Source organism: Agrobacterium sp. 22-214-1, assembly GCF_053522465.1.
Genome location: NZ_JBNWCK010000001.1, coordinates 951859 through 976853, shown reverse-complemented (window position 1 = coordinate 976853; position 24995 = coordinate 951859). Strand labels below are relative to the sequence as shown.

Annotated in this window: 24 protein-coding genes and 1 tRNA gene; 18 read left to right on the top strand and 7 right to left on the bottom strand. The window is 59.5% G+C overall.

Features of this window, described 5'->3' with window-relative positions; all coding sequences use genetic code 11:
• Nucleotides 1-56: 56 nt before the first annotated feature.
• On the bottom strand, nucleotides 57-401 hold the full coding sequence (locus ACQZ5G_RS04925; RefSeq protein ID WP_020809517.1) for a hypothetical protein: 345 nt from the start codon (nucleotides 399-401) through the stop codon (nucleotides 57-59).
• 306 nt (nucleotides 402-707) lie between these two features.
• Here ACQZ5G_RS04925 and ACQZ5G_RS04920 point away from each other — a divergent pair, with 306 nt between their 5' ends.
• Nucleotides 708-1925, top strand: a complete 1218-nt coding sequence (locus ACQZ5G_RS04920) for an NAD(P)/FAD-dependent oxidoreductase (RefSeq protein WP_448737524.1) — start codon at nucleotides 708-710, stop codon at nucleotides 1923-1925.
• 7 nt (nucleotides 1926-1932) lie between these two features.
• Nucleotides 1933-2733 carry an aldolase/citrate lyase family protein gene (locus ACQZ5G_RS04915; RefSeq protein WP_448737525.1) on the top strand — a complete coding sequence of 267 codons (801 nt, stop codon included), beginning with the start codon at nucleotides 1933-1935 and terminating at the stop codon, nucleotides 2731-2733.
• 1 nt (nucleotide 2734) lies between these two features.
• Here the strand turns inward: ACQZ5G_RS04915 and ACQZ5G_RS04910 are convergent, their stop codons facing one another.
• Together ACQZ5G_RS04910 and ACQZ5G_RS04905 are read right to left on the bottom strand one after the other, a co-directional pair.
• The gene (locus ACQZ5G_RS04910; RefSeq protein ID WP_003524115.1) at nucleotides 2735-2911 is read right to left on the bottom strand and encodes a hypothetical protein; all 177 of its coding nucleotides are present in this window, start codon (nucleotides 2909-2911) and stop codon (nucleotides 2735-2737) included.
• A gap of 89 nt (nucleotides 2912-3000) precedes the next feature.
• Nucleotides 3001-3342, bottom strand: coding sequence for a hypothetical protein (locus ACQZ5G_RS04905; protein WP_448737526.1), 342 nt, complete (start codon nucleotides 3340-3342; stop codon nucleotides 3001-3003).
• A gap of 162 nt (nucleotides 3343-3504) precedes the next feature.
• On the opposite strand from ACQZ5G_RS04905, the gene ACQZ5G_RS04900 reads away from it, so the two are divergent.
• From ACQZ5G_RS04900 to ACQZ5G_RS04890, 3 genes are all read left to right on the top strand, one after another.
• A tRNA-Ser gene (locus tag ACQZ5G_RS04900) sits at nucleotides 3505-3595 on the top strand.
• A 717-nt stretch (nucleotides 3596-4312) separates the two neighbouring features.
• Nucleotides 4313-5380, top strand: coding sequence for a porin (locus ACQZ5G_RS04895; RefSeq protein WP_304982391.1), 1068 nt, complete (start codon nucleotides 4313-4315; stop codon nucleotides 5378-5380).
• A 606-nt stretch (nucleotides 5381-5986) separates the two neighbouring features.
• Nucleotides 5987-7033 (top strand): porin, encoded by a 1047-nt coding sequence (locus ACQZ5G_RS04890; protein ID WP_127758300.1) that lies wholly within the window; start codon nucleotides 5987-5989, stop codon nucleotides 7031-7033.
• A gap of 321 nt (nucleotides 7034-7354) precedes the next feature.
• Here the strand turns inward: ACQZ5G_RS04890 and ACQZ5G_RS04885 are convergent, their stop codons facing one another.
• Nucleotides 7355-9427, bottom strand: a complete 2073-nt coding sequence (locus ACQZ5G_RS04885) for a lytic transglycosylase domain-containing protein (protein ID WP_448737527.1) — start codon at nucleotides 9425-9427, stop codon at nucleotides 7355-7357.
• A gap of 362 nt (nucleotides 9428-9789) precedes the next feature.
• On the opposite strand from ACQZ5G_RS04885, the gene dapA reads away from it, so the two are divergent.
• Together dapA and smpB are read left to right on the top strand one after the other, a co-directional pair.
• Nucleotides 9790-10674, top strand: a complete 885-nt coding sequence (dapA, locus tag ACQZ5G_RS04880) for a 4-hydroxy-tetrahydrodipicolinate synthase (RefSeq protein ID WP_003524121.1) — start codon at nucleotides 9790-9792, stop codon at nucleotides 10672-10674.
• 161 nt (nucleotides 10675-10835) lie between these two features.
• The gene (gene smpB, locus ACQZ5G_RS04875) at nucleotides 10836-11318 is read left to right on the top strand and encodes an SsrA-binding protein SmpB (protein WP_003524122.1); all 483 of its coding nucleotides are present in this window, start codon (nucleotides 10836-10838) and stop codon (nucleotides 11316-11318) included.
• A 148-nt stretch (nucleotides 11319-11466) separates the two neighbouring features.
• Here smpB and ACQZ5G_RS04870 read toward each other — a convergent pair whose 3' ends face one another.
• Both ACQZ5G_RS04870 and ACQZ5G_RS04865 read right to left on the bottom strand, forming a co-directional pair.
• Complete coding sequence (locus ACQZ5G_RS04870; protein WP_448737528.1) at nucleotides 11467-12966, bottom strand: methyl-accepting chemotaxis protein; 1500 nt, start codon at nucleotides 12964-12966, stop codon at nucleotides 11467-11469.
• Nucleotides 12967-13183: 217 nt separating this feature from the next.
• Nucleotides 13184-13753 carry a LabA-like NYN domain-containing protein gene (locus ACQZ5G_RS04865; RefSeq protein ID WP_003521125.1) on the bottom strand — a complete coding sequence of 190 codons (570 nt, stop codon included), beginning with the start codon at nucleotides 13751-13753 and terminating at the stop codon, nucleotides 13184-13186.
• Between the two features lie 392 nt (nucleotides 13754-14145).
• Here ACQZ5G_RS04865 and rpoZ point away from each other — a divergent pair, with 392 nt between their 5' ends.
• The 11 genes from rpoZ to recO all read left to right on the top strand — a co-directional run bounded on the left by rpoZ (nucleotide 14146) and on the right by recO (nucleotide 23732).
• Entirely contained in the window at nucleotides 14146-14535 is a 390-nt protein-coding gene (gene rpoZ / locus ACQZ5G_RS04860) for a DNA-directed RNA polymerase subunit omega (RefSeq protein ID WP_003521126.1), read from the top strand.
• Nucleotides 14536-14667: 132 nt separating this feature from the next.
• Entirely contained in the window at nucleotides 14668-16902 is a 2235-nt protein-coding gene (locus tag ACQZ5G_RS04855; protein ID WP_003521127.1) for a RelA/SpoT family protein, read from the top strand.
• Nucleotides 16903-17099: 197 nt separating this feature from the next.
• Nucleotides 17100-17246, top strand: a complete 147-nt coding sequence (locus tag ACQZ5G_RS04850; RefSeq protein ID WP_003496944.1) for a hypothetical protein — start codon at nucleotides 17100-17102, stop codon at nucleotides 17244-17246.
• Nucleotides 17247-17688: 442 nt separating this feature from the next.
• Nucleotides 17689-18267, top strand: a complete 579-nt coding sequence (locus tag ACQZ5G_RS04845; RefSeq protein WP_425647590.1) for a DUF2062 domain-containing protein — start codon at nucleotides 17689-17691, stop codon at nucleotides 18265-18267.
• The gene (acpS, locus tag ACQZ5G_RS04840; protein WP_003521129.1) at nucleotides 18264-18668 is read left to right on the top strand and encodes a holo-ACP synthase; all 405 of its coding nucleotides are present in this window, start codon (nucleotides 18264-18266) and stop codon (nucleotides 18666-18668) included. Before ACQZ5G_RS04845 ends, acpS begins: the two co-directional genes overlap by 4 nt.
• A gap of 208 nt (nucleotides 18669-18876) precedes the next feature.
• On the top strand, nucleotides 18877-19623 hold the full coding sequence (gene lepB, locus ACQZ5G_RS04835; RefSeq protein WP_003496938.1) for a signal peptidase I: 747 nt from the start codon (nucleotides 18877-18879) through the stop codon (nucleotides 19621-19623).
• Complete coding sequence (rnc, locus tag ACQZ5G_RS04830) at nucleotides 19620-20339, top strand: ribonuclease III (protein ID WP_035218055.1); 720 nt, start codon at nucleotides 19620-19622, stop codon at nucleotides 20337-20339. Before lepB ends, rnc begins: the two co-directional genes overlap by 4 nt.
• A 76-nt stretch (nucleotides 20340-20415) precedes the next feature.
• Complete coding sequence (gene era, locus ACQZ5G_RS04825) at nucleotides 20416-21366, top strand: GTPase Era (protein ID WP_448737529.1); 951 nt, start codon at nucleotides 20416-20418, stop codon at nucleotides 21364-21366.
• Between the two features lie 261 nt (nucleotides 21367-21627).
• A complete protein-coding gene (locus ACQZ5G_RS04820; RefSeq protein WP_035262671.1) occupies nucleotides 21628-22380 on the top strand; it encodes a Crp/Fnr family transcriptional regulator in 753 nt (250 codons plus the stop codon).
• A 138-nt stretch (nucleotides 22381-22518) separates the two neighbouring features.
• Nucleotides 22519-22896, top strand: a complete 378-nt coding sequence (locus ACQZ5G_RS04815) for a response regulator (RefSeq protein ID WP_448737530.1) — start codon at nucleotides 22519-22521, stop codon at nucleotides 22894-22896.
• A 56-nt stretch (nucleotides 22897-22952) separates the two neighbouring features.
• Entirely contained in the window at nucleotides 22953-23732 is a 780-nt protein-coding gene (gene recO, locus ACQZ5G_RS04810) for a DNA repair protein RecO (RefSeq protein WP_448737531.1), read from the top strand.
• Here recO and ACQZ5G_RS04805 read toward each other — a convergent pair whose 3' ends face one another.
• A complete protein-coding gene (locus tag ACQZ5G_RS04805; protein ID WP_162934057.1) occupies nucleotides 23733-24947 on the bottom strand; it encodes an MFS transporter in 1215 nt (404 codons plus the stop codon).
• Between the last annotated feature and the right edge of the window lie 48 nt (nucleotides 24948-24995).

The following is a 24995-nucleotide window of genomic DNA, read 5'->3' as shown; positions in this document are numbered from 1 at the left end:
TGGCGGTCCCGCCGCTTCGCATGCCTATTCCGTGAGCTCCGCTTTTGCGGCGGTCATCATGATGTTTCGAAGCTCAGGCGTCGCACATGGTGCAGGAACTCCGCATCGATCAGCATATTGAAGCCGATCGTCACTTTTTCCTCTTCGCGGCGGATCAGCGTGCAGCCGATCTCATCGCGGATACCGAGAATTTCCAGATAGAAATTGGCCGGCATTTCCAGATCGGGACTGACATCCAGTTCCGCGCCGTAAAGGGAAATGGTCCGCACCAGGCAGCGCATGGTGTCCTTGGCGCTGAGATGATGCCCGATGAAGGTGATCTTGCCGGGCCGGTCGATCTGAAATTTCTCGTACATCTCGTCCTGGGGGACGTTCTGACGGGGATCCATATGCAAAGCCATGACAACCTCCCGGATTGCCTCTTTTGATGCCGATTTTAACGCCGCTTCCTTGCCAGGGCATGAAGGAAATGCGCGCAATTGTCTGTTCTCTGTCTCGATCTCGACCAATCTTCCCTTCGGAAGCCGATGTTTCCGCTATGGAAATGCGTTCGGTCCCATCCGGTTGCAGCCTGTGATGATACTGCGCCACGCTTGCACGGGGCTGGTGTTGACTGGGGCCGTACTTGGCGTTACGCCTGAGCCTTGCAATATCGCTTCGCGAGGCCCGGCAGGACCGGCGCTTCGTGATTCTTCTGGGAGTGGACTGTGACGGGAAGGCTGGTAATCGTCGGGGCGGGGCAGGCCGCTTTCGCGCTGGCGTCGAAGCTTCGGGCGCTGAAGGACGAGCGCCCCATCACCATCGTCGGTTCCGAGGATGCCTATCCTTACCAGAGGCCGCCGCTCTCCAAAAAATACCTTCTCGGCGAGATGAGCTTCGACCGGCTGATGTTCCGGCCGGAGGAGTGGTACGCGGAGAACAATGTCGATATCCGGCTTTCCACCTGGGTCGAGGAGATAGATCGCGTCGCCAAATCCCTGCGCATGCAGGATGGCAGCACGCTTTCCTATGACAGGCTGGTGCTGGCGACCGGGGCGGCTCCCCGCCTGCTGCCCGCCAGTATCGGCGGCGATCTGGAAGGCGTCCTGACCGTGCGCGACAAGCGCGATGCCGACCGGCTTATGGAGGAGATGAAGCCGGGCCGCAGGCTGCTGGTAATCGGCGGCGGTTATATCGGTCTCGAAGCAGCGGCCGTCGCGCGCAAGCTCGGCCTCGAAGTGACTTTGATCGAAATGGCCGACCGCATTCTCCAGCGTGTGGCGGCGAAGGAAACCGCCGATATCATGCGCGGCATCCATCAGGCCCACGGCGTTTCCATTCGCGAAAAGACCGGCCTTGTGCGCCTTGTCGGCATGGATGGCCGGGTGGCCGCTGCCGAACTATCCGACGGCTCGACGCTGAATGTGGACTTTGTGATTGTCGGCATCGGCGTGACGCCGAATGATCGCCTCGCTCGCGAATCAGGCCTTGATGTCGGCAATGGCATCGTGGTGGACGACCACACCCGCACCTCCGACAACGCCATTCATGCGGTGGGCGATTGCGCGCTGCTGCCCTGGCGCGGCCAGCATGTGCGTCTCGAATCGGTACAGAACGCTGTCGATCAGGCCGAGGCGGCCGCTGCCGTGCTCACCGGGGCTGAAGTCGCCTATGATCCGAAGCCATGGTTCTGGTCGGATCAATATGACGCCAAGCTGCAGATCGCCGGCTTCAACCTGGGTTATGACGAGACGATGCGGAGGCAGGGCGCGCGTGAGGGCAGCTGGTCCGTCTGGTATTTTCGCGACGGGCGATTCGTGGCGGTGGATGCCGTCAACGATGCCAAGGCCTATGTCGCGGGCAAGAAACTGCTCGATACCGGCGCGGAGCCGGATCGCGCCATCCTGGCGGATGCTTCCGCCGATCTGAAATCACTGCTTTCCTGAGGACATCATGCCTGCTCCCGAAAACCGTTTCAAAACCGCCATCCATGCCGGCAAGCCGCAGATCGGCCTCTGGCTCGATATGGGCGAGGCCATCACGGCGGAAATCGCCGGTACGGCGGGGTTCGACTGGCTGGTGATCGACGGCGAGCATGGGCCGAACGATCTGCGCAGCATCATCGATCAGCTGCGCGCCCTTGCCACGTCGCCTGCGGAGCCCGTGGTGCGCGTGCCGGTCGGCGAAAGCTGGATGATCAAGCAGCTTCTGGATGCGGGTGGGCGCACGCTTCTGGTGCCGATGGTCGATTCGGCCGACCAGGCGAAGGATCTGGTCAGCGCCATGCATTATCCGCCGCGCGGCATTCGCGGCATGGGTGCTGCCGTTGCCCGCGCTTCCGCCTTCAACACGATAACCGACTATGCCGACAGCGCCTCTGACAGCGTCTGCCTGCTGGTGCAGGCCGAAACGCGCGCGGCGATCAACGATCTCGATAATATTCTTGCGGTGGAGGGTGTGGACGGCGTCTTTATCGGCCCGGCGGATCTGGCTGCCGATATGGGCTATCTCGGCAGGATAGACGAGCCGGAAGTGCAGGCGGTGATCGAGGCGGCCATCGTCAAGATCGTCAAGGCGGGCAAGGCCGCCGGCATTCTCACCTTCAACGAAACCTATAATCGCCGCTATCTCGAACTCGGCGCGTCCTTCGTGGCCGTCGGTGCGGATGTCACGGAATTCGCCAGTACCCTGCGTGCGCTCTCGGCCCGTTACAAGGGCGGAGCGGCGCCTGCACCATCCCGGTCTGGCTATTAATTCAGTCGTCGTTGCTGGCGTTCAGTTTTTCCGGCGGAATGCCTTCTTCGCCGGAGGCGAGATAACCGGTGTTGATAAGGGCGGCGCGAATGATGCGCTGGATGGCCTCATCCCTGTCGACGCCGTGATCCCTCGCAAAATCCGACAAAGCCGCTTCAAGATCGTCGCTGAACCGCATATTCGCCCCCATTCATCACATTTCAAATAAATACGAAAAGGCAAGGCAGGATTGACCCGCCTTGCCTCAATTTTAATTCGATGCGGCGATCAGCGCCAGCGATAAAGGCTGCTGTTCGACGAGTTCTGCTGCGTGCTCGCGCCAACCGCGTAACCGATGGCAAAACCGAGTGCGCCAACGATCGTCAGCAGGGAGGTCGCCGTCCCGGGATTTTCCTTGACGGCTTCCACGACATTCTGGCCCTGGGCGCGGACATTGGATGCCGCTTTGCGGACGCGGCCTCGCGCCTCGTCCAGAAACTCGGACGCATCCTCGCTCACACCTTCCGCGCGGGCGGATACGGATTTGGAGAGGGATGAAATCTGCGAGCGCAACTCCGCAATCTGGTTTTCGATCGTGTCTTCGACAACATTCAGTTTGGTCTGAGCCATTAGAACACCTCTTTTGTTACCGAAGGCAGAACGTGCCGGCCTGCAAGAAGTTCCCGAAAGGCCCACAAAGTTTCGCAGGACGATGTTCAGCCAACAGGTTTTTGTGCTTCTTGGCGAAAAAGCCTTGCAATCATTTTTTTTACGCAATAATCAGGCCGCACCGGAGAGGTGGCCGAGTGGTCGAAGGCGCTCCCCTGCTAAGGGAGTATACGTCAAAAGCGTATCGTGGGTTCGAATCCCATCCTCTCCGCCACTTCGGCACAAGACCGGAAAATCCGAGCGTCACCGTTCCCCAGTACCAAGCCACCGCCGGAGCGCTTTGGCGACGGTCTCCTCATGTCGTTTGTTCTTCTGTCTGTTTCGAATTGACACGCGCGACAAATCGGCTGCTGCCGATATTAACGGGCAATCGTCAAACGCGACGTCACGTCATCAAATCAGTTCTCGCGGCGAACCGGACGGGTGGCGGCGTATCGGTATCGTAACCGACACGAAGCGAGCCTTTCGAATCGTTATGCGGGGGAATCGGGCGGCAAACGGCATGGGTTTTTCCATCGTTTCTCCATGCGCGCTGCGAAGGAGTGTCAGGTGCAGGGGTGTGAGGAAGCAAAAGTTTCCATCATCCTTGCCCGGCGAGGCAAGGTTTCGCCGAAAAAGCCGGTAGTTTAGAAAGACCTTGTTAACCTCGCTAACTAACGGATTTTCAAGCAATTTCTTAACGCAAGGTAAAGCCGCCTGCGGCCCGGCTGCGCGCTGTGTGTTGTTTCCGCAACAAACCGAAATGAAGCATATACGTAAATGCTATTTATCGGATGTTGGCGATTGCAAGCGGCGAAACCTTTTGTATTTTCACCACCAGAAGCGAGGCGGTGGATCGTTTGGCTTCTAAGAACACGGGAATGGGGCAGGGAATGCTGTCCTTCAGCGAAAGTACCCAGACCCACTTAAAAACTTTGACTGGAGGTCAACCATGAACATCAAGAGCCTTCTGATCGGCTCCGCTGCGGCTCTCGCAGCAGTATCCGGCGCTCACGCTGCCGACGCTATCGTCGCTGCTGAGCCTGAGCCCCTGGAATACGTTCGCGTTTGCGACGCTTTCGGCACCGGCTTCTTCTACATCCCCGGCACCGAAACCTGCCTGAAGTTCGACGGTTACATCCGTTTCCAGACCGACTTCGGCCGTAACCTGTCCGGTACGTCTGACTGGAACTCGTTCACGCGCGCTCAGTTCAACATCGACACCCGCACGGACACCGAGCTCGGCGCTCTGCGTGGCTACATCGGTCTGCGCGGTCAGGCTAACAACGACTCCAGCCGTGGCGTTGTTGTTGACCAGGCTTTCATCGAGCTCGGTGGCCTGAAGGTCGGTTACTACTACAACTGGTGGGATGATGGTCTCTCCGGCGAAGTTGACAGCCTCAGCTCGAACCAGACTCGTCTGAACGCTATCCGTTACACCTACGACGCTGGCTCCTTCTACGTTGGCGTTGCTGTTGAAGAACTCGACGCTGCTCGTGGCTCTTCCAACATCTCTGCAGACTTCGTAAAGGGCGGTTCGTTCGAAAACCCGAACAACGTTGGCATCTCCGCTATCGTTGGCGCCAAGTTCGGCGGCGTAAACGCTAACCTGCTCGGCGGCTACGACACCGACGCAGAAGAAGGCGCAATCCGCGGTATCGTCACGGCTGACATCGGCCCGGGCACGTTTGGCCTCTCCGGCGTTTGGGCTTCTGGCGCGAACAAGTACTACGAAGAGTCTGAGTGGACCGTTGCTGCTGAATACGCAATCAAGGCAACCGACAAGCTGACCATAACCCCCGGCGTCCAGTACTTCGGTACGATCGACATCGGTGCTGACAACCAGTTCGTTGGCGACCGCGATGCATGGCGCGCTGGTGTAGCTGTTGGCTACAAGATCACCCAGGGCCTCTCCACGCTCGTTTCGGTTAACTACCAGGACGTCGACGGCACCGAAGGTGTTGACACCGGCGCTGGCGACAGCTGGGTTGGTTTCGTTCGCCTTCAGCGCACGTTCTAATCTGATCTGACATTGTCAGTGATGGAAAGCCCGGCTCTCGAGCCGGGCTTTTTTTGTTTGAATGGCATCTTGATTGGCCGGGCATCGCGGCGGGTGGCGAGATCGTGGCGGCGTTCCGATTTCTGCGGCTTTATCCTCGGAACAGATCGCTAGCGCATGCCCATTGATTCGCTCGGTATCTGGAGCCTTGAGTCGGTTCAGGAATCCGAAGCTGTGTGCTTTTGCTTTTCGGTCAGTTTTTTTCTTGCGGAAGTAGGGACCTCTGCACATTGCAATCGTCTTTTGAACAATTTCCGGTGGCTTGATCGTGTCCAGATTCAGGTGATCTCGTGGGTTTTCTCACGGCGGATTTTTCGATCCTCTTGTTAAGTGACTGAAAAGCATAAGTTATTAATGATTTTTTAACAAATGGGGTCCCGTCGGTTAGAATTGTAGCTATTTCGCAACAATGAAAAACTAAGGACACCTTACTGTCTTCCTTCTGTCATGATTACGATTGCCTGTGCGACCGGTTTTGGCTCTAATCATCTCCATAAGCGGCACGCATTTCTGAAGTGCTTTCCCACCCGCTGCTTAGAAGATTAAGCGTTTGACTGGAGGTCAACCATGAACATCAAGAGCCTTCTCATCGGCTCCGCTGCAGCTCTCGCAGCAGTATCCGGCGCACAGGCCGCTGACGCTATCGTCGCTGCCGAGCCCGAGCCCCTGGAATATGTTCGCGTCTGCGACGCTTTCGGCACCGGCTTCTTCTACATCCCCGGCACCGAAACCTGCCTGAAGTTCGACGGTTACATCCGTTTCCAGACCGACTTCGGCCGTAATCAGTCCGGTACGTCTGACTGGAACTCGTTCACGCGCGCTCAGTTCAACATCGACACCCGCACCGACACCGAGCTCGGCGCTCTGCGTGGCTACATCGGTCTGCGTGGTCAGGCTAACAACGACAGCGACCGTGGCGTCAACGTCGACCAGGCTTTCATCGAGCTCGGCGGCCTGAAGGTCGGTTACATGTACACCTGGTGGGATGACGATCTCTCCGGCGAAACCGATATCCTGTCTTCGAACACCACTCGTGGCAACGCTCTGCGTTACACCTACGACGCTGGTTCGTTCTACGCAGGTATCAGCGTTGAAGAACTCGACTCCGTACGTGACGGCACGTCCAACCTCGGCGTTGCCAAGGGTGGCACCTTCGAAGGCCCGAACAACGTTGGCGTCAGCGGTATCATCGGCGCCAAGTTCGGTGCGATCACCGCCAACCTGCTCGGCTCCTATGACACGGACCAGGAAAACGGCGCAATCCGCGCTATCCTGTATGCTGACATCGGCCCCGGCACCTTCGGTCTCTCTGGCGTTTGGGCTTCCGGCGCAAACTACTACTACGAAGAGTCCGAGTGGGCAGTTGCTGCTGAATACGCAATCAAGGCAACTGACAAGCTGACCATCACGCCTGCTGCTCAGTACCTCGGCACGATCGACATCGCTCCGGACGGCGACTTCACCGGCGACAACGATGCATGGCGCGCTGGCCTGACGGTTGATTACAAGATCACCCAGGGTCTGGATGCCAAGGTTACCGCCAACTACCAGGACGTCGATGGACCGACTGGCGACAGCTGGACCGGTTTCGTTCGCCTTCAGCGCACGTTCTAATCTGATCTGACATAGTCAGTGATGGAAACCCCGGCAGAAATGCCGGGGTTTTTCTTTTGGAAAATAGATGGGACTATGCGTCGTCGAACACTGTGTCGGCTTTGAAGCATCGACCAGCCCACCTGTCGCTCATCTGCCCAAGCCGTCGGTGTCATCCTTGGGCTTGTCCCAGTGATCCAATCACGTCGCATGAAATCTGAACGTTGCAGATGCTCGGGACAGGCCCGAGCATGACGCAAGGGAACTTTAGGCTTCACAGCGGTCAGAAGCGCTCGCCGGCAGGTGTTTGAATGCGCCGCTCGTCAGCTAAGGAACCCGGCTTTACCCCGCACGCCCATGGCGCAGGTCTTCAACGATATCGGCCTGTTGCCCGAGCCTCGTCTTGTAGACCTGATAATTCTCCATCACCCGCTGCACGTAATTGCGGGTTTCGGGGAAGGGGATGCGCTCGATCCAGTCGACCACCTCGTCGATTGGCTTGCCGCGCGGGTCGCCATAGCGGGCGATCCATTCCGGCACGCGCTTCGGCCCGGCATTATAGGCGATGAAGGTGAGGATGTAGGAACCGCCGAAACTGTCGATCTGCTCGCCGAGATAATGCGCGCCGAGCGTGGCATTATAGCCCGCATCGGTGGTCAGCCGCGCCTGGGTGTAGGGCAGGCCATGGCGTCCGGCCACGCCCTTGGCGGTTCCGGGCAGCAGTTGCAGCAGGCCGCGCGCATTGGCGGCGGAGACGGCGGCCGGGTTGAAAGCGCTTTCCTGCCGGGCAATCGCATAGGCAAGCGCCTTGCCGGAGCCGGCAATATTGGCACTGGCGGGAATGACGCCGAGCGGATAGGCGAGTGCGGCCGCATCGATGCCGCGGCTGAAAGCCGTCTTGCCGATCTGCAGCGAAACCTGATGATTGCCGTTGCCCTCCGCCCGCGCCGCCAGAATGGCAAGCTCGCCGGGACTGTCGAGCTGTTCCGCCAGCGAGCGGTAAAGGCTGTCGGCCCGCCAGCCGTAACCGGCTGCTTCCAGTCGGTCGATGGCGCGCACGGCTTCGCGGCCGGCGAAACGTTCGCGGTCGCCGCTGCTGGGGCTCGGATAGGTGACATTCAGTGTCTTGGCGCCGATTCGCGCGGCGGCGAGCTGGCCATAAAACGTGCCGGGATGAGCGGCGGCTTTGGTGAAAAAGTCGCGGGCATCCCCCGGTCCGCCCGCTTCCGCCGCCCGTCCGAGCCAATAATAGGCACGCGACGCCGAAAGCGGCCGGTTCGAAGTCTGAAGCAGCGTGTTGAAGTGGCGCGAAGCCGTGGCCGGATCGCGCAGCGCTCTTAGCGCATACCAGCCGGCATGGAATTCCGCATCGGCGGTATCGACGGCAGAGGTGGCCGAATGATTGGCGACGATGCGATAGGCCTCGGCGAAATCGCCCAGATCGGCGACGCCACGCGCAATGATGCGCCGCTCATTCCACCATTCGCCCGGATTGACGAGCTTGGCCGTTTCTTTCGGGGCCTGCCGCAAAAGCACGGCGGCTTCGGAATATTTCTGCTGGTTGCGCAGGTTTTCCACCCGCGCGAAAAGATAGGCGGGGTCGCTGCGCCAGGAGGCGTCGACTTTGCCGAGCAGCGCAGTCGCAGTAGTGGATCGCTGCAACACGGCCGCCCAGGCATTGTAAAGCGACTGCGCCTTGCCGAGATCGCCGAAACGCTTCGCCTGGCCGATGCGGCTGCGATACATCAGATAATCCATGCGCGCCTTATGATCGGCGGGCGTCAGATAGGTGGGAAACTCGGCAAGAACACGGTCTTCCATGTCCTTGTCCATGCCTTCGCTCACCCAGAGCTGGCGAATGAGACGCTGCGATTCCGCACCCTTGCCGGAGGAAGCAAGCGCCTTGGCGAGCACCACGCTGCCTTCCGCGGTCTCCGGCCGGCTATTGCCGAAGGCGGCAAGCACCTGCGACGCCGGTGGGTCTTCGCGATAAAGCGCTTTTTCGGAATTGGCGCGCAGCGTGGCGGCACCCGGCCAGCCGGAGAGCTCGCGCTGGGCTGCGGCGATTTCGGCGGAAGCGACGTCCTTCTGGCCGGAAACGGCGATTGCCCAGGTGAGGATATGGCGGTCGAGACTGCCGGTCGGCATGGTGTTGCGCAACGCAATCGCCCGCGCCGCATCGCGGCTGGAAAGCGCGTCGAGGCCGGCCTTCAACTGGCTTGTATCGTCGGGGCGGTCGAGGCGCGGTATGGCGCCGGTGATCTCGGGCGAGGCCGGCATGAAAGCCGGAACGGTCGGTGCATTCGGCTTGACATAGGGAAGCGGCGCCGCACCTTCCGGCAGCGGCCCGGCCAATGCGTTCCAAACGGTTGCGGCAAGGCCCGCCGCCATCAATCCCCAGACTGTCTTTTTCATGCCGTTCTTCATCGTGTAACGGAGTTGCCGATTTTCTTGTAATATCATTTCATTGCAGCGGGATTGCCGAAAACGGTCTGACGTCCCACCCGGAAATCTTGGGATTTCAGGCTTAATGAAATGTTAATCGCCGCCCTGCAATTCAATCAACTTTTATTCACCGTCCCGCGAGCGGCGTCTCATTTCGGCGCCTGCTTTTTATGCTTGCCGATCGCGGCCCGGAGACTGTCACACTTCCGACAATTTCGGACAAAATACCCTGCCTTTGCGCTTGTCGGCGCCAAGGGCTGGCACTAATGTGTGCCGGTTTTAACCATCGAATGCGGCCGAAGCATGAACCGGCTCGGCGCCAGGAGCTTTGCATGTTCAAGGGATCAATTCCCGCCCTCATTACCCCGTTCACGGACAATGGCGCCGTGGACGAACAGGCATTTGCCGCCCATGTGGAATGGCAGATCGCCGAAGGCAGCAACGGACTTGTGCCCGTGGGCACGACGGGGGAATCTCCAACCCTGTCCCACGACGAGCACAAACGTGTCGTCGAGCTGTGCATCGAGGTAGCGGCGAAACGGGTTCCGGTCATTGCGGGCGCTGGCTCCAACAATACCGATGAGGCGATCGAGCTTGCGCTGCATGCGCAGGAAGCCGGCGCGGATGCGCTCTTGGTGGTCACTCCTTATTACAACAAGCCGACCCAGAAGGGCCTGTTCGCGCATTTTTCCGCCGTTGCCGAAGCGGTGAAGCTGCCTATCGTTATCTACAATATCCCGCCGCGCTCGGTGGTGGATATGTCGCCGGAAACCATGGGCGCACTGGTCAAGGCGCACAGGAACATCGTCGGCGTGAAGGATGCGACCGGCAAGATCGACCGCGTTTCCGAGCAGCGCATTTCCTGCGGCAAGGATTTCATCCAGCTTTCGGGCGAGGATGGTACGGCGCTCGGTTTCAACGCCCACGGCGGGGTCGGCTGCATTTCCGTCACCGCCAATGTCGCGCCGCGCCTCTGTTCGGAGTTCCAGGCGGCGATGCTCGCCGGCGATTATGCCAAGGCGCTGGATTATCAGGATCGCCTGATGCCGCTGCACAAGGCGATCTTCATGGAGCCGGGCGTCTGCGGCACCAAATATGCGCTGTCGAAGACGCGCGGCGGCAACCGCCGGGTCCGTTCGCCCTTGATGAGCACGCTGGAACCGGCAACGGAAGCGGCCATCGATGCGGCGCTGAAGCACGCCGGCCTGATGAACTGAGACAGGCCTGAAAGCGTTTAAGGCGCGCCATGAACCGCTTCGCAACAGAAGCCGTTCGGCGCGCCTTTTCTTTTCGCGGCGACAACATTAAATAGGGGTTCGAAAACCGCTCTCGGCGGTAAGCCGAAGGCGCAATAAGAAAAACAAGGGATTGAAATATCATGGCCCCCAAAGGCAGCCAGCGCGTGGTGAACAAGATCGTTGCGGAAAACCGCAAGGCTCGCTTCAACTACGAAATCATCGACACCTATGAGGCAGGGCTCGTGCTGACCGGCACCGAGGTCAAGTCGCTGCGTGAAGGCAAGGCGAATATCGCCGAATCCTACGCATCGGACGAGGGTGATGAAATCTGGCTCATCAATTCCCACCTGCCGGAATATCTGCAGGCCAACCGCTTCAACCACGAGCCGCGCCGCCGCCGCAAGCTGCTGCTGAGCAAGCGCGAGATCAACCGCCTGCGCGCCGGCATCAACCGTGAAGGCATGACGCTGGTGCCCTTGAAGATTTATTTCAACGACAGGGGCCGCGCGAAGCTGGAACTGGCGCTCGCCAAGGGCAAGAAGCTGCACGACAAGCGCGAGACGGAGAAGGAACGCGACTGGAACCGGCAGAAATCGCGGTTGCTGAAGGGTGGCAACGCCTAAGACCTGCCTCCCTCATTCCTGTGCTTGGCACAGGAATCCAGTCGACGCGCATCCGCGCGGCGAGAAGAGTCTTTTCAGCCCAAGGACTTGGGCTGACTAGATTCCTGTGACAAGCACAGGAATGAGGAGAGTAGGGGTGTCCGCCTGCTCAAGCGGCCCGGTACGTCCGCTCCACATGCGCCTTCGAAGCCGAAACGCTGAACCGGCTGACAAGCGCCGCCAGATTGGCGCTGACATCGCTCAGACTATGCGTCGCCGCATTCGTCTCTTCTACCATGGCCGCATTCTTCTGGGTCAGGTTGTCCATGCTGTTGATGGCGGCATTGATTTCCTGAATGCCGACGGACTGTTCCTGCGCCGCCTTGGTCAGCGAGGCGATATGTTCCTGAATATGATCCACCTTGTTGCCGATCGTATTCAAGGATTCGCCCGTCTTGTTGACCAGCGAAACACCCTGCATCACGTCTTCGGAAGACTTGGCGATCAGTGTCTTTATTTCCTTCGCGGCGGTGGCGGAGCGCTGCGCGAGTTCACGCACTTCCTGGGCGACGACGGCGAAACCCTTGCCGGCCTCGCCGGCGCGCGCGGCTTCCACACCGGCATTCAGCGCCAGAAGATTGGTCTGGAACGAAATCTCGTCGATGACGGAGATGATCTGGGTGATCTTCTGCGATGAGTCCTCGATGGCCCCCATCGCCTTCACCGCTTCCGTCACCACATCGCGCGAGCGCGCGGCTTCAACGGCCGAGCTTTCGACGATGGCCTTCGCCTCTTCGGAACGCTGCGCCGACAATTTGGAAATGGTGGTGATTTCCTCGACGGCGGCGGCGGTTTCCTCAAGCGCGGCGGCCTGCTGCTCCGTGCGGCGGGCCATGTCGTCGGTCGCGGAAGTCAGCTCGCGCGTATTGCCGGAAATCTTGTTCGCCTCTTCGACGATCTGCGCAAATGCGCCGGAGAGATTGCCCACCGCCGCGTTGAAATTGGCGACCAGCCCTTCGAATTGCGGTGCGGGTTTTTCGCCGATGCTGGAGGTGAGGTCGCCATTGGCCAGCCTGTCGAGGGCGCTGTTGAGCAGTGCGAGAACGTGCTCCTGTTCCTTCTTCATCTGCGCCTGTTCGGCTTCCACCTTCTGCCGCTCGGCGGCCAGCACGTCGAGATAGACGGAGATCGAATAATCCATGTCGAGAAGGGCGGCCTTGATGGTGGCCGACAGGGCGTCCTTCACCTTCTTGGCCTTCTTCTCCATGAAAAAGCCCTTCAATTCGGACTCGATCAGGGCCTTGACGATGCCGTCGAGCATCAGGGCATAACCGCCGATGTACCATCTCGGCTCCAGCCCCAGTCTCGCATGGGTGCGGCCGATGGCGGTTACGGCGTCGGTGTAATCCGCATTGAATGTGCCGGAGGCGATCCTCTCCCAGTGTTTGAGCTGCATGCCCTTGGCGTGCTGCACATGCGCGTCGTTGGCAAAGAATTTCGCCGTCTCCGGCACTGAGCGAACCTTCGCGTAAAAACGATCCAGAGATGCATCGAGAGAGCCGGTGATGACGCCCTTCATGTCTGAAAGATTTTGCCGCTGCTCGTGGCCGAGCCCCAGAAAATTCAGTCTTTCATCGAGCTGTCGGTCGGTTTTTGTCTGGCCATGCATGTTTAGTCATCCTGCTTTGACACCCAAATCACGTCGCTGGTGCCGTTGCGTGATTTAGACACGTCTAAAATTAACCAAGATATAATTTCGACTGGCCGGATTTGACGGTTGTTAATTCCAAGGGGAATTTTTGCCCTGCCGACAGGGTGTCAAACAAAAACGCGCCCGTCTTTGCGACGGGCGCGTTTCTGAAATATCAGCGATGCGAAAGCTAGGATCAGATCGTTTCCGGGCTTTCGGCGTGCCGGGCAGGGCGCTCGTTCGGGTCGCGCCCGATCTCGGCCTTCAGCGTCATCAGATCGATGAAGTGATCGGCCTGGCGACGCAGGTCGTCGGCGATCATGGCGGGCTGCGTGGCCATGGTGGAAACCACGGAAACCTTGCGGCCCTTGCGCTGCAGCGCGTCTACCAGCGTGGTGAAATCGCCGTCGCCGGAGAACAGCACCAGATGATCGACTGTCTCGGACTGTTCCATGGCATCGACTGCCAGTTCGATATCCATGTTGCCCTTGATCTTGCGGCGGCCGAGAGCGTCGGTGAATTCCTTCGCCGGCTTCGTCACGACCTTGTAGCCGTTATAATCCAGCCAGTCGATCAGCGGGCGGATCGAGGAATATTCCTGATCCTCGATGAGCGCGGTGTAATAATAGGCGCGCAGCAGGTATCCACGCTTTTGAAACGCCTTCAGGAGCTTGCGGTAGTCGATATCGAATCCCAGGCTTTTCGATGCTGCATAAAGATTGGCTCCGTCTATGAAGAGCGCAATTTTCTCCCGTGGATCGAACATTCCATCCCATTCCTTTTTTTGGAAAGGCCATTATCTGGCTTTTATATCCGGTCGATAACGCAAAAAAACATGTCGTATCAACGAGCTTTGCGTATCGCCGTTGCGTTTTAAGTAAGCTACCTTCCCCCTTATTCCAAGACAATTCTTCTAGACATTTTGTTCATCAGACGCCAAAGGTGGGCAATAAGGTGCCAAAAGACGCCAAAGACAGGAAAAACTTGAATTCCGCGGCCAATGGCTGTATCGGAAGCTGGAAAGCATCGTCGCGAGAAATCTTGAATGTTTTTCGCAAGGCACGAAGCGCAGATTCAATAGGTTAGAGCAACCCTTGTGCACCCCGAACATCGCACGGCGCTCTGATCCACGACATTACGACCCGCAAAGGACAGGCAATGGCCCGCGTCACAGTTGAAGATTGCATTGATAAAGTAGACAACCGTTTCGAGCTGGTGCTTCTCGCCAGCCACCGTGCGCGCCAGATTTCTCAAGGCTCCTCCATCACGGTTGACCGCGACAACGACAAGAACCCCGTCGTGGCGCTGCGCGAAATCGCCGACGAGACCCTGTCTCCCGACGATCTGAAGGAAGACCTGATCCACTCGCTGCAGAAGCATGTGGAAGTGGACGAGCCCGAGCCCGATCCGGTCACGCTCGCCGCTGCCGCTGCCGACAGCGAGGAAGACGACCAGCCGGAAACCGTTACTTTCGACCAGATGTCGGAAGAAGAACTGCTGGCCGGCATCGAAGGCCTTGTGCCGCCGGAAAAAAATGACGACTATTGATAGGATTTTATGATGCCTTTGGCAGGCGGCGGTTACCGTCTGTCAATAGTTGCCGTCATAATCTGATCCCTATTGATGCAGCATTGTGCGCCGACCCTCAGGTTGGCGCGCTTTCTTTTTGTGGAATATCGCATGATGCGGCAATACGAACTCGTCGAGCGGGTTCAAAAATATAAACCGGATGCGAATGAGGCCCTGCTGAACAAGGCCTATGTGTATGCCATGCAGAAACACGGCCAGCAGAAGCGGGCCAATGGCGACCCCTATATTTCGCATCCGCTGGAAGTTGCCGCGATCCTCACCGAAATGCATCTCGACGAATCGACCATCGCGGTGGCGTTGCTGCACGATACGATCGAGGACACTACCGCCACCCGCGCCGAAATCGACGAGTTGTTCGGCGAAGACATCGGCCGGCTGGTGGAGGGGCTGACCAAGCTCAAGAAGCTCGATCTCGTTACCCGCAAGGCCAAGCAGGCGGAAAACCTGCGCAAGCTGCTGCTCGCGATTTCCGACGACGTGCGCGTTCTTCTGGTGAAGCTCGCAGACCGTCTGCACAATATGCGCACCATGGAATATATGCCGGCCGACAAGCGCAGCCGCATTTCCGAAGAAACCATGGAAATCTATGCGCCGCTCGCCGGCCGCATGGGCATGCAGGATATGCGCGACGAGTTGGAGGACCTGTCCTTCCGTTATCTCAACCCGGAAGCCTACGAGACGGTGACCAACCGCCTTCAGGAACTGGAAACGCGCAATGAAGGGCTGATCAAGAAGATCGAGGACGAGCTGCGCGAGCTTCTGGTGGCGAACGGCCTCATCGGGGCCAATGTCAAAGGGCGTCAGAAGAAGCCCTACTCGGTGTTCCGCAAGATGCAGTCGAAGTCGCTCTCCTTCGAGCAGCTTTCCGATGTCTACGGGTTCCGCATTCTGGTGGATGACATTCCTTCCTGCTACCGGGCGCTGGGCATCGTGCACACCCGCTGGCGCGTGGTGCCGGGCCGGTTCAAGGACTACATCTCCACGCCGAAGCAGAACGATTATCGCTCCATCCACACCACCATCGTCGGCCCATCGCGCCAGCGTATCGAGCTGCAGATCCGCACCAAGCGCATGCATGAGATCGCCGAATTCGGCATCGCCGCCCATGCGCTTTACAAGGATGGCGAAAACGGGGAGGGCGATCTGCTCTCGCCGGAGAGCAACGCCTATTCCTGGCTGCGCCACACCATCGAATCGCTGGCCGAAGGCGACAGCCCGGAAGAATTCCTCGAGCACACCAAGCTCGAGCTCTTCCAGGATCAGGTGTTCTGCTTTACGCCGAAGGGCAAGCTGATTGCCCTGCCGCGCGGCGCGACCCCCATCGATTTCGCCTATGCGGTGCACACCAATATCGGCGACACCACGGTTGGCGCCAAGATCAACGGCCGGATCATGCCGCTCGTCACCCGTCTCAACAACGGCGACGAGGTGGAGATCATCCGCTCCGGCGTGCAGGTGCCGCCTGCCGCATGGGAAGAGGTGGTGGTGACGGGCAAAGCCCGCTCGGCCATCCGCCGCGCCACCCGCATGGCCATCCGCAAGCAATATTCCGGCCTCGGTTATCGCATTCTGGAACGCACCTTCGAGCGCGCTGGCAAGGCCTTCTCGCGGGAAGCGCTGAAGCCCGTGCTGCATCGCCTGGCGCAGAAGGATGTCGAAGACGCCATCGCCGCCGTCGGCCGCGGTGAGGTCTCCTCGCTCGATGTGCTGCGGGCGGTCTATCCGGATTATCAGGATGAGCGCGTTACGGTGAAGATGACCGGCGACGACGGCTGGTTCAACATGCGCAGCGCCTCCGGCATGGTCTTCAAGATCCCCGGCAAGTCGCGCTCCGTTTTGGAAGACGATGGCGCGGCCGAGATGCTGGACGGACCGGACCCGCTGCCCATCCGTGGCCTTTCCGGCAATGTCGACGTGCATTTCGGTGCGGCCGGCGCCGTTCCGGGTGACCGCATTGTCGGCATCATGGAAAAAGGCAAGGGCATCACCATCTATCCGATTCAGGCGCCGGCGCTGCAACGCTTCGACGACGAGCCGGAGCGCTGGATCGATGTGCGCTGGGATCTCGATGAGGCGAACAAGTCGCGCTTCATGGCGCGGGTGATGATCAACGCGCTGAACGAGCCGGGCACGCTCGCTTCGGTGGCGCAGTCCATCGCCACGCTCGACGTCAATATTCGCGGCCTCAACATGGTCCGCATCGGCACGGATTTCTCCGAGCTGGCGCTGGATGTCGAAGTCTGGGATCTCAGGCAGCTGAACCAGCTTCTGTCGCAGCTCAAGGATCTCGATTGCGTCTCGACAGTGACGCGTGCCTTCGATTGAGGCATTTTTGATCCTTCGCGAATACTAAAAGGCCGTTGTTATGCGTTTAGTGCATGGCAGCGGCCTTTTCCTGTCTCTGGTGGCGGAGGCGGTTTGCGACTATTTTCTTTTCAGAAATTGAAGAGAAGGAAATGCGGCGTGCCGGTGGATGAACACCGATGAGAAACGCCAGTTCCAAACCGAAAGGACCGAAAATCATGTTTACTCCGCTTCGCAAGATCGCCCGTGCCGTTCGTGGCAAGACCACGCAGGAACGCGAATTCGAATATCTCAGCGGCTCGGTATCGAATGTCGACCTGGAATTCCGCCAGCGCGAAATCGACCGCGGCCTGTTCCGCCGGTAATGCACTCAGCGCATGGCAGCCCATCGCCATGCGTATGAGACTCGGAGGGTGCGCCGCCGTTGTTGGCACGCTCGCCCCTGTATCCTGCAAAACTATGTGAATGCGCGCTTCAAGCGGTTGTCCCAAACTGGTTGACCAATAGGCCGCAAAAAATCCCGGTTCAGTCCCCTGTCGCAACAGACGATACTAAATTGGGACTGATATCGAAGGCTCGATATTCACTGTATTCGCGACATCCCGCGTCCGTCATGCCGGACTTGATCCGGCATCCAGCCAGCCCAAGTCCTTGGGCTGGAAAGAGTCTTCTCGTCGCGCAGACGCGCATCGGCTGGGTTCCGGCTCAAGGCCGGAATGACGGAAGCGGAGAATACACCTGCAAAAGAATCCCTGCGTCATCTATGATGCTCTTGGCGCGGCCGGGGCGATGAAATAGACTGCCCACATGCCGTTTCGCCGCCGTGAACCCGTTGGTTTTTCAGAGAAGATTCGCGACCTCTTCTGGCCGCGCACGGGTTTTTCCCGTTCGTTGCGCTATATGAAGCTGCGCCTTCTGCGCCTTTCCGCCTCTCCGCATTCGGTTGCCGCCGGTGTCGCTCTCGGTGTCGGCGTGGCGTGGACGCCGTTTCTCGGCGTACATATCATCATCGCCATGGCGCTCGGTTTTCTCATGCGCGTCAATCTCGTGGCGGCGGCGCTTGGCACCACCTTCGCCAATCCGCTGACATTTCCCTTCATCTGGGCATCCACCTGGGAGCTGGGGCACTTCATCCTCGGCCGGCAGAAGACGGAAAGCGCTGCGCACGTGGATTTCGTGGCGCTGTTCAGCCATCTCGAATTCCGGCAGATATGGACGCCGGTGCTGGAACCCATGACCATCGGCGCGCTGCTTCCTGCCGTTATCAGCGCGGTCGTCGCCTATATCGCCGTTTATGGTCTCATCAGCGGTTTCCAGCGCCGCAAGATGGAAAATCTCGCGCATCGCGCCGCCAACAAGAATGCTTCTCTGGAGATGCTGAAATGATCATTGGATTGGGTAGCGACCTGATCGACATCCGCCGCGTTGAAAAATCGATCGAACGTTTCGGCGAGCGCTTCACCCATCGCTGTTTCACCGATATCGAGCGCGCCAAGTCCGATGGCCGCAAGAACCGCGCCGCTTCCTATGCAAAGCGTTTCGCCGCCAAGGAAGCCTGTTCCAAGGCGCTGGGAACAGGCCTTGCGAACGGCGTTTTCTGGAAGGACATGGGCGTCGTCAATCTGCCGGGCGGCAAGCCGACCATGGTTTTGACCAATGGGGCAGGGGAGAGGCTGGCGGCGCTGCTGCCCGCCGGCCACCGCGCCAATATTCACCTGACGATCACGGACGATTTTCCTTACGCTCAGGCATTTGTGATTATCGAGGCGCTTCCCGTGAACGGGTAAGACCCGGTGAGGCCGCATTGGCGTCCTATTTGCGGACGTGTCACAGAAGCGCTTCCCTTCGGGCTGGAAAGGTTCTAGAGAAGTCGCAGAAATATGAAAGCGTTGCCGGCTGCGTGAAACCGCTTCACCCGCCGCAGGCGCGACAAACAACGGCCCGGAGGCCTTCGTGAAACCGAAGAAGCCGGGAAACAATCAGGCAGGTCTTTAAGTGTCCGAAAAAGCTGAAAAGAAGCAGAACGCCCTCTGGGAGAACGTCAAGGTCATCATTCAGGCGCTGCTGCTGGCCATGGTCATCCGCACCGTGCTGTTTCAGCCCTTCACCATCCCGTCCGGTTCGATGATGCCGACGCTTCTGGTTGGCGACTATCTTTTCGTCAACAAGTTCTCCTACGGCTATTCGAAATATTCGCTGCCCTTTTCGCCGAACCTGTTTTCGGGCCGCATTCTCGAATTCAGCAAGCCCAAGCGCGGCGATGTCGTGGTGTTCCGCCTGCCGCCCAATCCTGAAGTGGATTACATCAAGCGTCTGGTGGGCCTGCCGGGCGACCGCATCCAGGTGACGAACGGCGTACTGTTCATCAACGGCCAGCCGGTCCCGAAGCAGCCCGATGGCACCTTCACCTCCGATTACCGCGCCGATCCGGGCGCCAATGTGCCGGTCTTCCGCGAAACGCTCGACAATGGCGTCACCTACGACACGCTCGACCAGTCGCCTGATTCGCGTGGCGACAACACCCGCGAATTCGTGGTGCCGGAAGGCCATTATTTCATGATGGGCGACAATCGCGACAATTCGCTCGACAGCCGTTTCGACGTCGGTTTCGTACCGGAAGAAAACCTGATCGGCCGCGCCAGCGTCATCTTCTTCTCGCTGGGCAATGACACGCCGTTCAGCCGCATTTGGGAATGGCCGGCCAACATGCGTTGGGACCGCCTCTTCAAGGTTGTGGAATGAGCAAGACCAAGCCGCTTTCGGCGGACGAGATTTCCCGTCTGGAAGCGTTGATCGGATATGAGTTCAAGGAAAAGGCCCGGCTCGACCGGGCCTTGACCCATGCCAGCGCCCGCTCGGCGGCGGCCGGCAATTATGAGCGGCTGGAATTTCTGGGCGACCGTGTCCTCGGCCTCTGCGTCGCGGAATTGCTGTTCTCCACCTTCCGCAACGCCACCGAAGGCGAGCTTTCGGTCCGTCTGAACCAGCTCGTCAGCGCCGAATCCTGCGCCGCGATCGGCGACGAGATGGGCCTGCATAATTTCATCCGCACCGGCTCGGATGTGAAGAAGCTGACCGGCAAGGCGATGCTGAACGTGCGCGCCGATGTCGTTGAAAGCCTGATCGCCACCATTTACCTGGATGGCGGGCTGGAAGCGTCGCGCAAGTTCATTCTGAAATACTGGCAGGGTCGCGCAACCAGCGTGGATGCCGGGCGACGCGACGCCAAGACCGAGTTGCAGGAATGGGCACATGCCAGATTTGCGACCACGCCCTCTTACCGGGTTGACGATCGTTCCGGACCGGATCACGATCCCCGCTTTACGGTGACTGTCGAAATTCCCGGCGTGAAGCCGGAAACCGGCGTCGAGCGCTCCAAGCGCGCGGCCGAACAGGTGGCGGCAACAAGATTGCTGGAACGCGAAGGCGTCTGGCAGAAGACCTCCACCCGGAACTGAGCACCCGGCGAACCGGGCGCTGAAAATCGAGCGCATGGCGGACCCTTTGGCCGCATGTTGAATACCTCTGACCTTGATGGATATCATGACCGATCACGAAAACCCCGCCATTGAAGGCGAAGACAATAACATTCCGACCCGTTCCGGCTTCGTGGCCCTTATCGGCCCGACCAATGCCGGCAAGTCGACGCTGGTCAACAGGCTGGTGGGCGCCAAGGTCTCGATTGTCAGCCACAAGGTGCAGACGACGCGCGCCGTGATGCGCGGTATCGCCATTCACAAGAATGCGCAGATCGTTTTCATGGACACGCCCGGCATCTTCAAGCCGCGCCGCCGGCTTGACCGCGCCATGGTCACCTCCGCCTGGGGCGGTGCGAAGGATGCCGATCTCATCCTGCTTTTGATCGACAGCGAGCGTGGTCTTAAAGGCGACGCGGAGGCCATTCTCGAAGGTCTGAAGGATGTTCCCCAGAAGAAAATCCTCTGCCTCAACAAGATCGACCAGGTGAAGCGCGAAGACCTTCTGAAACTCGCCGCCGCCGCCAATGAAACGGTCGCCTTCGACCGCACCTTCATGATCTCGGCGACCAACGGTTCGGGTTGCGAGGACCTGATGAACTATCTGGCCGCCGAGCTGCCGGAAGGCCCGTGGTATTATCCGGAAGACCAGATTTCCGATCTGCCGATGCGCCAGCTCGCTGCCGAAATCACCCGCGAAAAACTGTTCCTGCGCCTGCATCAGGAGCTTCCCTACGCCTCGCATGTCGAGACCGAAAAGTGGGAAGAACGCAAGGACGGCTCCGTGCGCATCGAGCAGGTGATCTATGTCGAGCGCGATAGCCAGAAGAAGATCGCACTGGGCAAGAACGGCGATGCGATCAAGGCCATCTCCACCGCCTCGCGCAAGGAGCTGTCTGAAATCCTCGAACAGCCGGTGCATCTCTTCCTGTTCGTCAAGGTGCGCGAGAACTGGGGCGACGACCCCGAGCGCTTCCGTGAAATGGGACTGGAGTTCCCGCGGGGCTAGTTGCCAGGCATCCTCCCTCATCCCTGTGCCTGTCACAGGGATCCAGCCAGCCCAAGTCCTTGGGCTGGAAAGACTCTTCCCGTCGCGCAGACGCGCGTCGGCTGGATTCCTGTGACGAGCACAGGAATGAGGGGGAGTGGGGGAAACCGAACGACGCACAAAGAACGAACTGAATATCTTCACCCACCATCGGGAACCGAATACGTTCGGGCGGGTTGTTCCAAAACAATTGGGCGCAACCTTTTTCGATGACGGATATTCATGTCGCCAAAAAAACCGAACGGAATTTCCACCACCCCGTGCCAGCAATGTCCCCTGCGCGACCTGCCGCATTTCCGGGATTTTTCCTCTTCCGAACTGGATTTCGTCTCGCGTTTCAAGACGGGGGAACTTGCGGTGGAAAGCGGCTCCGTCATCCTGATGGAAGGCTCGCACAGCGCCCATCTTTACACCGTTTTGCAGGGCTGGGCTTTCCGTTACAAGACGCTGGAGGACGGCCGGCGGCAAATCCTCAACTATGTCATGCCCGGCGATCTCGTCGGTCTGCAGGGCACGGTGATGGGGGAAATGCAGCATTCGGTGGAAGCGCTGTCGCCGGTGACGCTCTGCGTCTTCGAGCGGTCGCGCCTCAACAACCTCTTCACCGATCACCCGACGCTTGCCTATGACCTCACCTGGATCGCGGCGAGCGAGGAACGAATGCTGGACAGCCATCTCCTCAGCATCGGCCGCCGCACCGCGCTGGAACGCGCCGCCTATCTGATCGCGTTTCTCTATCGCAAGGCGAAAGCGGTCAATCTCATCCCCGGCGAAACACCGATCCCGGTCACCCAGCAACACGTTGCCGACACACTTGGCCTGTCCATCGTTCACACCAACAAGACCTTGAGAAAGCTCGTCGATCGCGGTCTCATCCGCTGGACGGACAAGGGCTGTCTGGTGCTTGACGATGCCGGCTTGACCAACGTGGCGGGCTGGGAAAGCGATGAAAAGCGGCAAAGACCCTTCATCTGATCTTCCTTTGACATGTCTTTTTTAAATGACGGTGGAGCCGTAATTTGCGACTCCTGTCGTGATATCTCACTGGAGAATCATGTCGGAGACCGCAGCTTCGAGCCGTGCGGTCGTCTTTTTTTGGGAAGAAGAAAACATATGGTGCCACAACGGGTTATCATCGTTGAGGATGAATATCTGGTGGCGCTCGATGTCGAAGCGGTTCTCCAGTCCATGGGGGTGGAATCCGTCGCCATCGCCACCACGCTTGCGCAGGCGAGGCAGGCTGTCGAAGAGGAGGGCGCCGATTGCGTGCTTCTCGATGTCAGCCTCACCGACGGCAAGAGCTACGATTTCGCGCGCGGGCTGCGCGATGCGGGCATTCCCTTCGGTTTCGTTAGCGGTTATGGCGACACGACGGGTTTTCCGGAAGATCTCATGCACGCGCCGTTGCTCGGCAAACCCTTCGGGGAAAACGAAATTATCGATTTCGTTCTCAACCTCGTCGGCGCGGTCGACGGTGCCGTAAAAGAATAACGTTTTGCCGCCAGATCGGGTATGATCGGACCTGAATCGAAATTCGGACGCGTTTCATGCAGTGGCAGGAAGAGGCAATCATTCTCGGCGTCAAACGCCATGGCGAGACCAGTGTCATCGCCGAGGTGATGACCCCTTCGCGTGGCCGCCATCTGGGGCTGGTGCGTTCCGGCCGTTCCCGCAGCATGCAGCCCGTGCTTCAGGCGGGCAACCGGGTGGATGTCATCTGGCGGGCGCGCCTTCACGATCATCTGGGTGAATTCCGCATCGAGCCGCTGCAATTGCGCGCCGCGCAACTGATGGAAACGGCGACCGCCGTTTATGGCGTGCAGGCCATGGGCGCGTTGCTCAGGCTTCTGCCGGAGCGCGATCCGCACCCGCATCTCTATCAGGCGCTGGATATCATTCTCGACAATCTGCATGACCCCGTCGATGCCGGGGAGTTATTTGTGCGCTTCGAACTGGCGGTGCTGAACGAACTCGGTTTCGGGCTCGATCTTACCGAATGCGCGGCGACGGGGCTGCGCACCGATCTCATCTATGTATCGCCGAAAACGGGCAGGGCGGTTTGCCGCACGGCAGGTGCGCCCTATGCGGAGCGGATGCTGTCGCTTCCGGCTTTCTTAAACGAAGGCCAGTCGAAGGCCGCCGATCCTGACAGCCTTGCGGCGGCTTTCCGCCTCACCGCTCATTTCCTCAACCGGCATGTCTACGATCCGCGTGGCCTCAACGAAAACGCCGCCCGCGACGGTTTCGTGCAGGCGGCGCTGAAGGCGCTTGAGCGCAGGGCAACGGAGGGCAGCGCGATGCCGCCCGCCCTCGATAAGGCTGTCTGACTAGGCCATTGCAGGCCGCGGAGCCGGTCGCTCCTGAATGGGCCAATGCACGATGGCCGCGAAAATCCCCATGCCGACGCCCAGCCACCAGACGAGATCATAGGAACCCAGCCTGTCGTAAAGGAAGCCGCCGAGCCAGACGCCGAGGAACGAGCCGATTTGGTGCGACAGGAACACGACGCCGCCGAGCATGCCGAGATGGCGCGTGCCGAACATGATCGCCACCAGCGCATTGGTCGGTGGCACGGTGGAAAGCCAGAGAATGCCCATCACGGCGGCGAAAATGATGACAGAAAGCGGCGATTGCGGCAGAAGCAGGAAAGCGGTGACGGCAACCGAACGGGCGAGATAGATATAGGCCAGCAGATAGGGCTTCGAATAACGCTGGGCGATGACGCCGGCGGCAAGCGACCCGATGATGTTGAAGAAGCCGATCAGCGCCATGGCGATGACGGCGTAGCGCGGTTCGATGCCGATATCGCCGAGATAGGCCGGGAAATGCGCGGTGATGAAGGCCACTTGAAAACCGCAGACGAAAAAGCCCGTGGTCAAAAGCAGGTAGCTTTTATGGCCGAGCGCTTCCTTCAGCGCCTCGCCCGCCGTCTGCTGGAACTGCGCCTGCGACTGGCTGCCTGAAGAGGAATTGCCGCGCATCGGAAAGGCGAGCAGCGGCACGAGCATCATCATCGCGGCAAGCCAGACGAGACTGTCCGACCAGCCATAGGTGGAAATCAGGCCCTGGCTGATCGGCGCGAACAGGAACATGCCGGCTGAGCCCGCCGCCGTGCCGATGCCGAAGGCGAGCGAACGCTGCTGCGGCGTGACATGGCGCGCAAAGGCCGAAAGGATGACGCTGAAGGAGCCGGCGGCAATGCCGAGCCCGACCAGCACGCCGCCGCCGAAATGCAGCCAGAAGGGCGAGGTGCCGAAGGACATGCAGATGAGGCCGGCGGCATAAAGCAGGCCGGAAAGCACGAGTACGCGGCCGGTGCCGTATTTATCGGCGATGGCGCCGAAGAAGGGCTGGCCGAGCCCCCAGAAGAGGTTCTGCAGGGCCATGGCGAGGCCGAAGGTGGAGCGGTCCCAGCCGGTGTCGGCGAGCATCGGCAACTGGAAAAAGCCCATGGCCGAACGGGGGCCGAAGGTCATGACCGCGATCAGCGACCCGGCGGCGATAATCAGCCAGGGCATGGTCTGGCGTGTGGCTTGCGACATGAATATTCCCCCATCGCGGCGCCTCACCCCCAAAAAAAGAGGGGCATG

Bases quoted from the DNA above. Each gene is read 5' to 3' on its own strand.
- ACQZ5G_RS04925 (WP_020809517.1), bottom strand. From the start codon at position 401: ATGGCTTTGCATATGGATCCCCGTCAGAACGTCCCCCAGGACGAGATG.
- ACQZ5G_RS04915 (WP_448737525.1), top strand. From the start codon at position 1,933: ATGCCTGCTCCCGAAAACCGTTTCAAAACCGCCATCCATGCCGGCAAG.
- ACQZ5G_RS04910 (WP_003524115.1), bottom strand. From the start codon at position 2,911: ATGCGGTTCAGCGACGATCTTGAAGCGGCTTTGTCGGATTTTGCGAGG.
- ACQZ5G_RS04905 (WP_448737526.1), bottom strand. From the start codon at position 3,342: ATGGCTCAGACCAAACTGAATGTTGTCGAAGACACGATCGAAAACCAG.
- ACQZ5G_RS04895 (WP_304982391.1), top strand. From the start codon at position 4,313: ATGAACATCAAGAGCCTTCTGATCGGCTCCGCTGCGGCTCTCGCAGCA.
- ACQZ5G_RS04890 (WP_127758300.1), top strand. From the start codon at position 5,987: ATGAACATCAAGAGCCTTCTCATCGGCTCCGCTGCAGCTCTCGCAGCA.
- ACQZ5G_RS04885 (WP_448737527.1), bottom strand. From the start codon at position 9,427: ATGAAAAAGACAGTCTGGGGATTGATGGCGGCGGGCCTTGCCGCAACC.
- dapA (WP_003524121.1), top strand. From the start codon at position 9,790: ATGTTCAAGGGATCAATTCCCGCCCTCATTACCCCGTTCACGGACAAT.
- smpB (WP_003524122.1), top strand. From the start codon at position 10,836: ATGGCCCCCAAAGGCAGCCAGCGCGTGGTGAACAAGATCGTTGCGGAA.
- ACQZ5G_RS04870 (WP_448737528.1), bottom strand. From the start codon at position 12,966: ATGCATGGCCAGACAAAAACCGACCGACAGCTCGATGAAAGACTGAAT.
- ACQZ5G_RS04865 (WP_003521125.1), bottom strand. From the start codon at position 13,753: ATGTTCGATCCACGGGAGAAAATTGCGCTCTTCATAGACGGAGCCAAT.
- rpoZ (WP_003521126.1), top strand. From the start codon at position 14,146: ATGGCCCGCGTCACAGTTGAAGATTGCATTGATAAAGTAGACAACCGT.
- ACQZ5G_RS04855 (WP_003521127.1), top strand. From the start codon at position 14,668: ATGATGCGGCAATACGAACTCGTCGAGCGGGTTCAAAAATATAAACCG.
- ACQZ5G_RS04850 (WP_003496944.1), top strand. From the start codon at position 17,100: ATGTTTACTCCGCTTCGCAAGATCGCCCGTGCCGTTCGTGGCAAGACC.
- ACQZ5G_RS04845 (WP_425647590.1), top strand. From the start codon at position 17,689: ATGCCGTTTCGCCGCCGTGAACCCGTTGGTTTTTCAGAGAAGATTCGC.
- acpS (WP_003521129.1), top strand. From the start codon at position 18,264: ATGATCATTGGATTGGGTAGCGACCTGATCGACATCCGCCGCGTTGAA.
- rnc (WP_035218055.1), top strand. From the start codon at position 19,620: ATGAGCAAGACCAAGCCGCTTTCGGCGGACGAGATTTCCCGTCTGGAA.
- era (WP_448737529.1), top strand. From the start codon at position 20,416: ATGGATATCATGACCGATCACGAAAACCCCGCCATTGAAGGCGAAGAC.
- ACQZ5G_RS04820 (WP_035262671.1), top strand. From the start codon at position 21,628: ATGTCGCCAAAAAAACCGAACGGAATTTCCACCACCCCGTGCCAGCAA.
- ACQZ5G_RS04815 (WP_448737530.1), top strand. From the start codon at position 22,519: ATGGTGCCACAACGGGTTATCATCGTTGAGGATGAATATCTGGTGGCG.
- recO (WP_448737531.1), top strand. From the start codon at position 22,953: ATGCAGTGGCAGGAAGAGGCAATCATTCTCGGCGTCAAACGCCATGGC.
- ACQZ5G_RS04805 (WP_162934057.1), bottom strand. From the start codon at position 24,947: ATGTCGCAAGCCACACGCCAGACCATGCCCTGGCTGATTATCGCCGCC.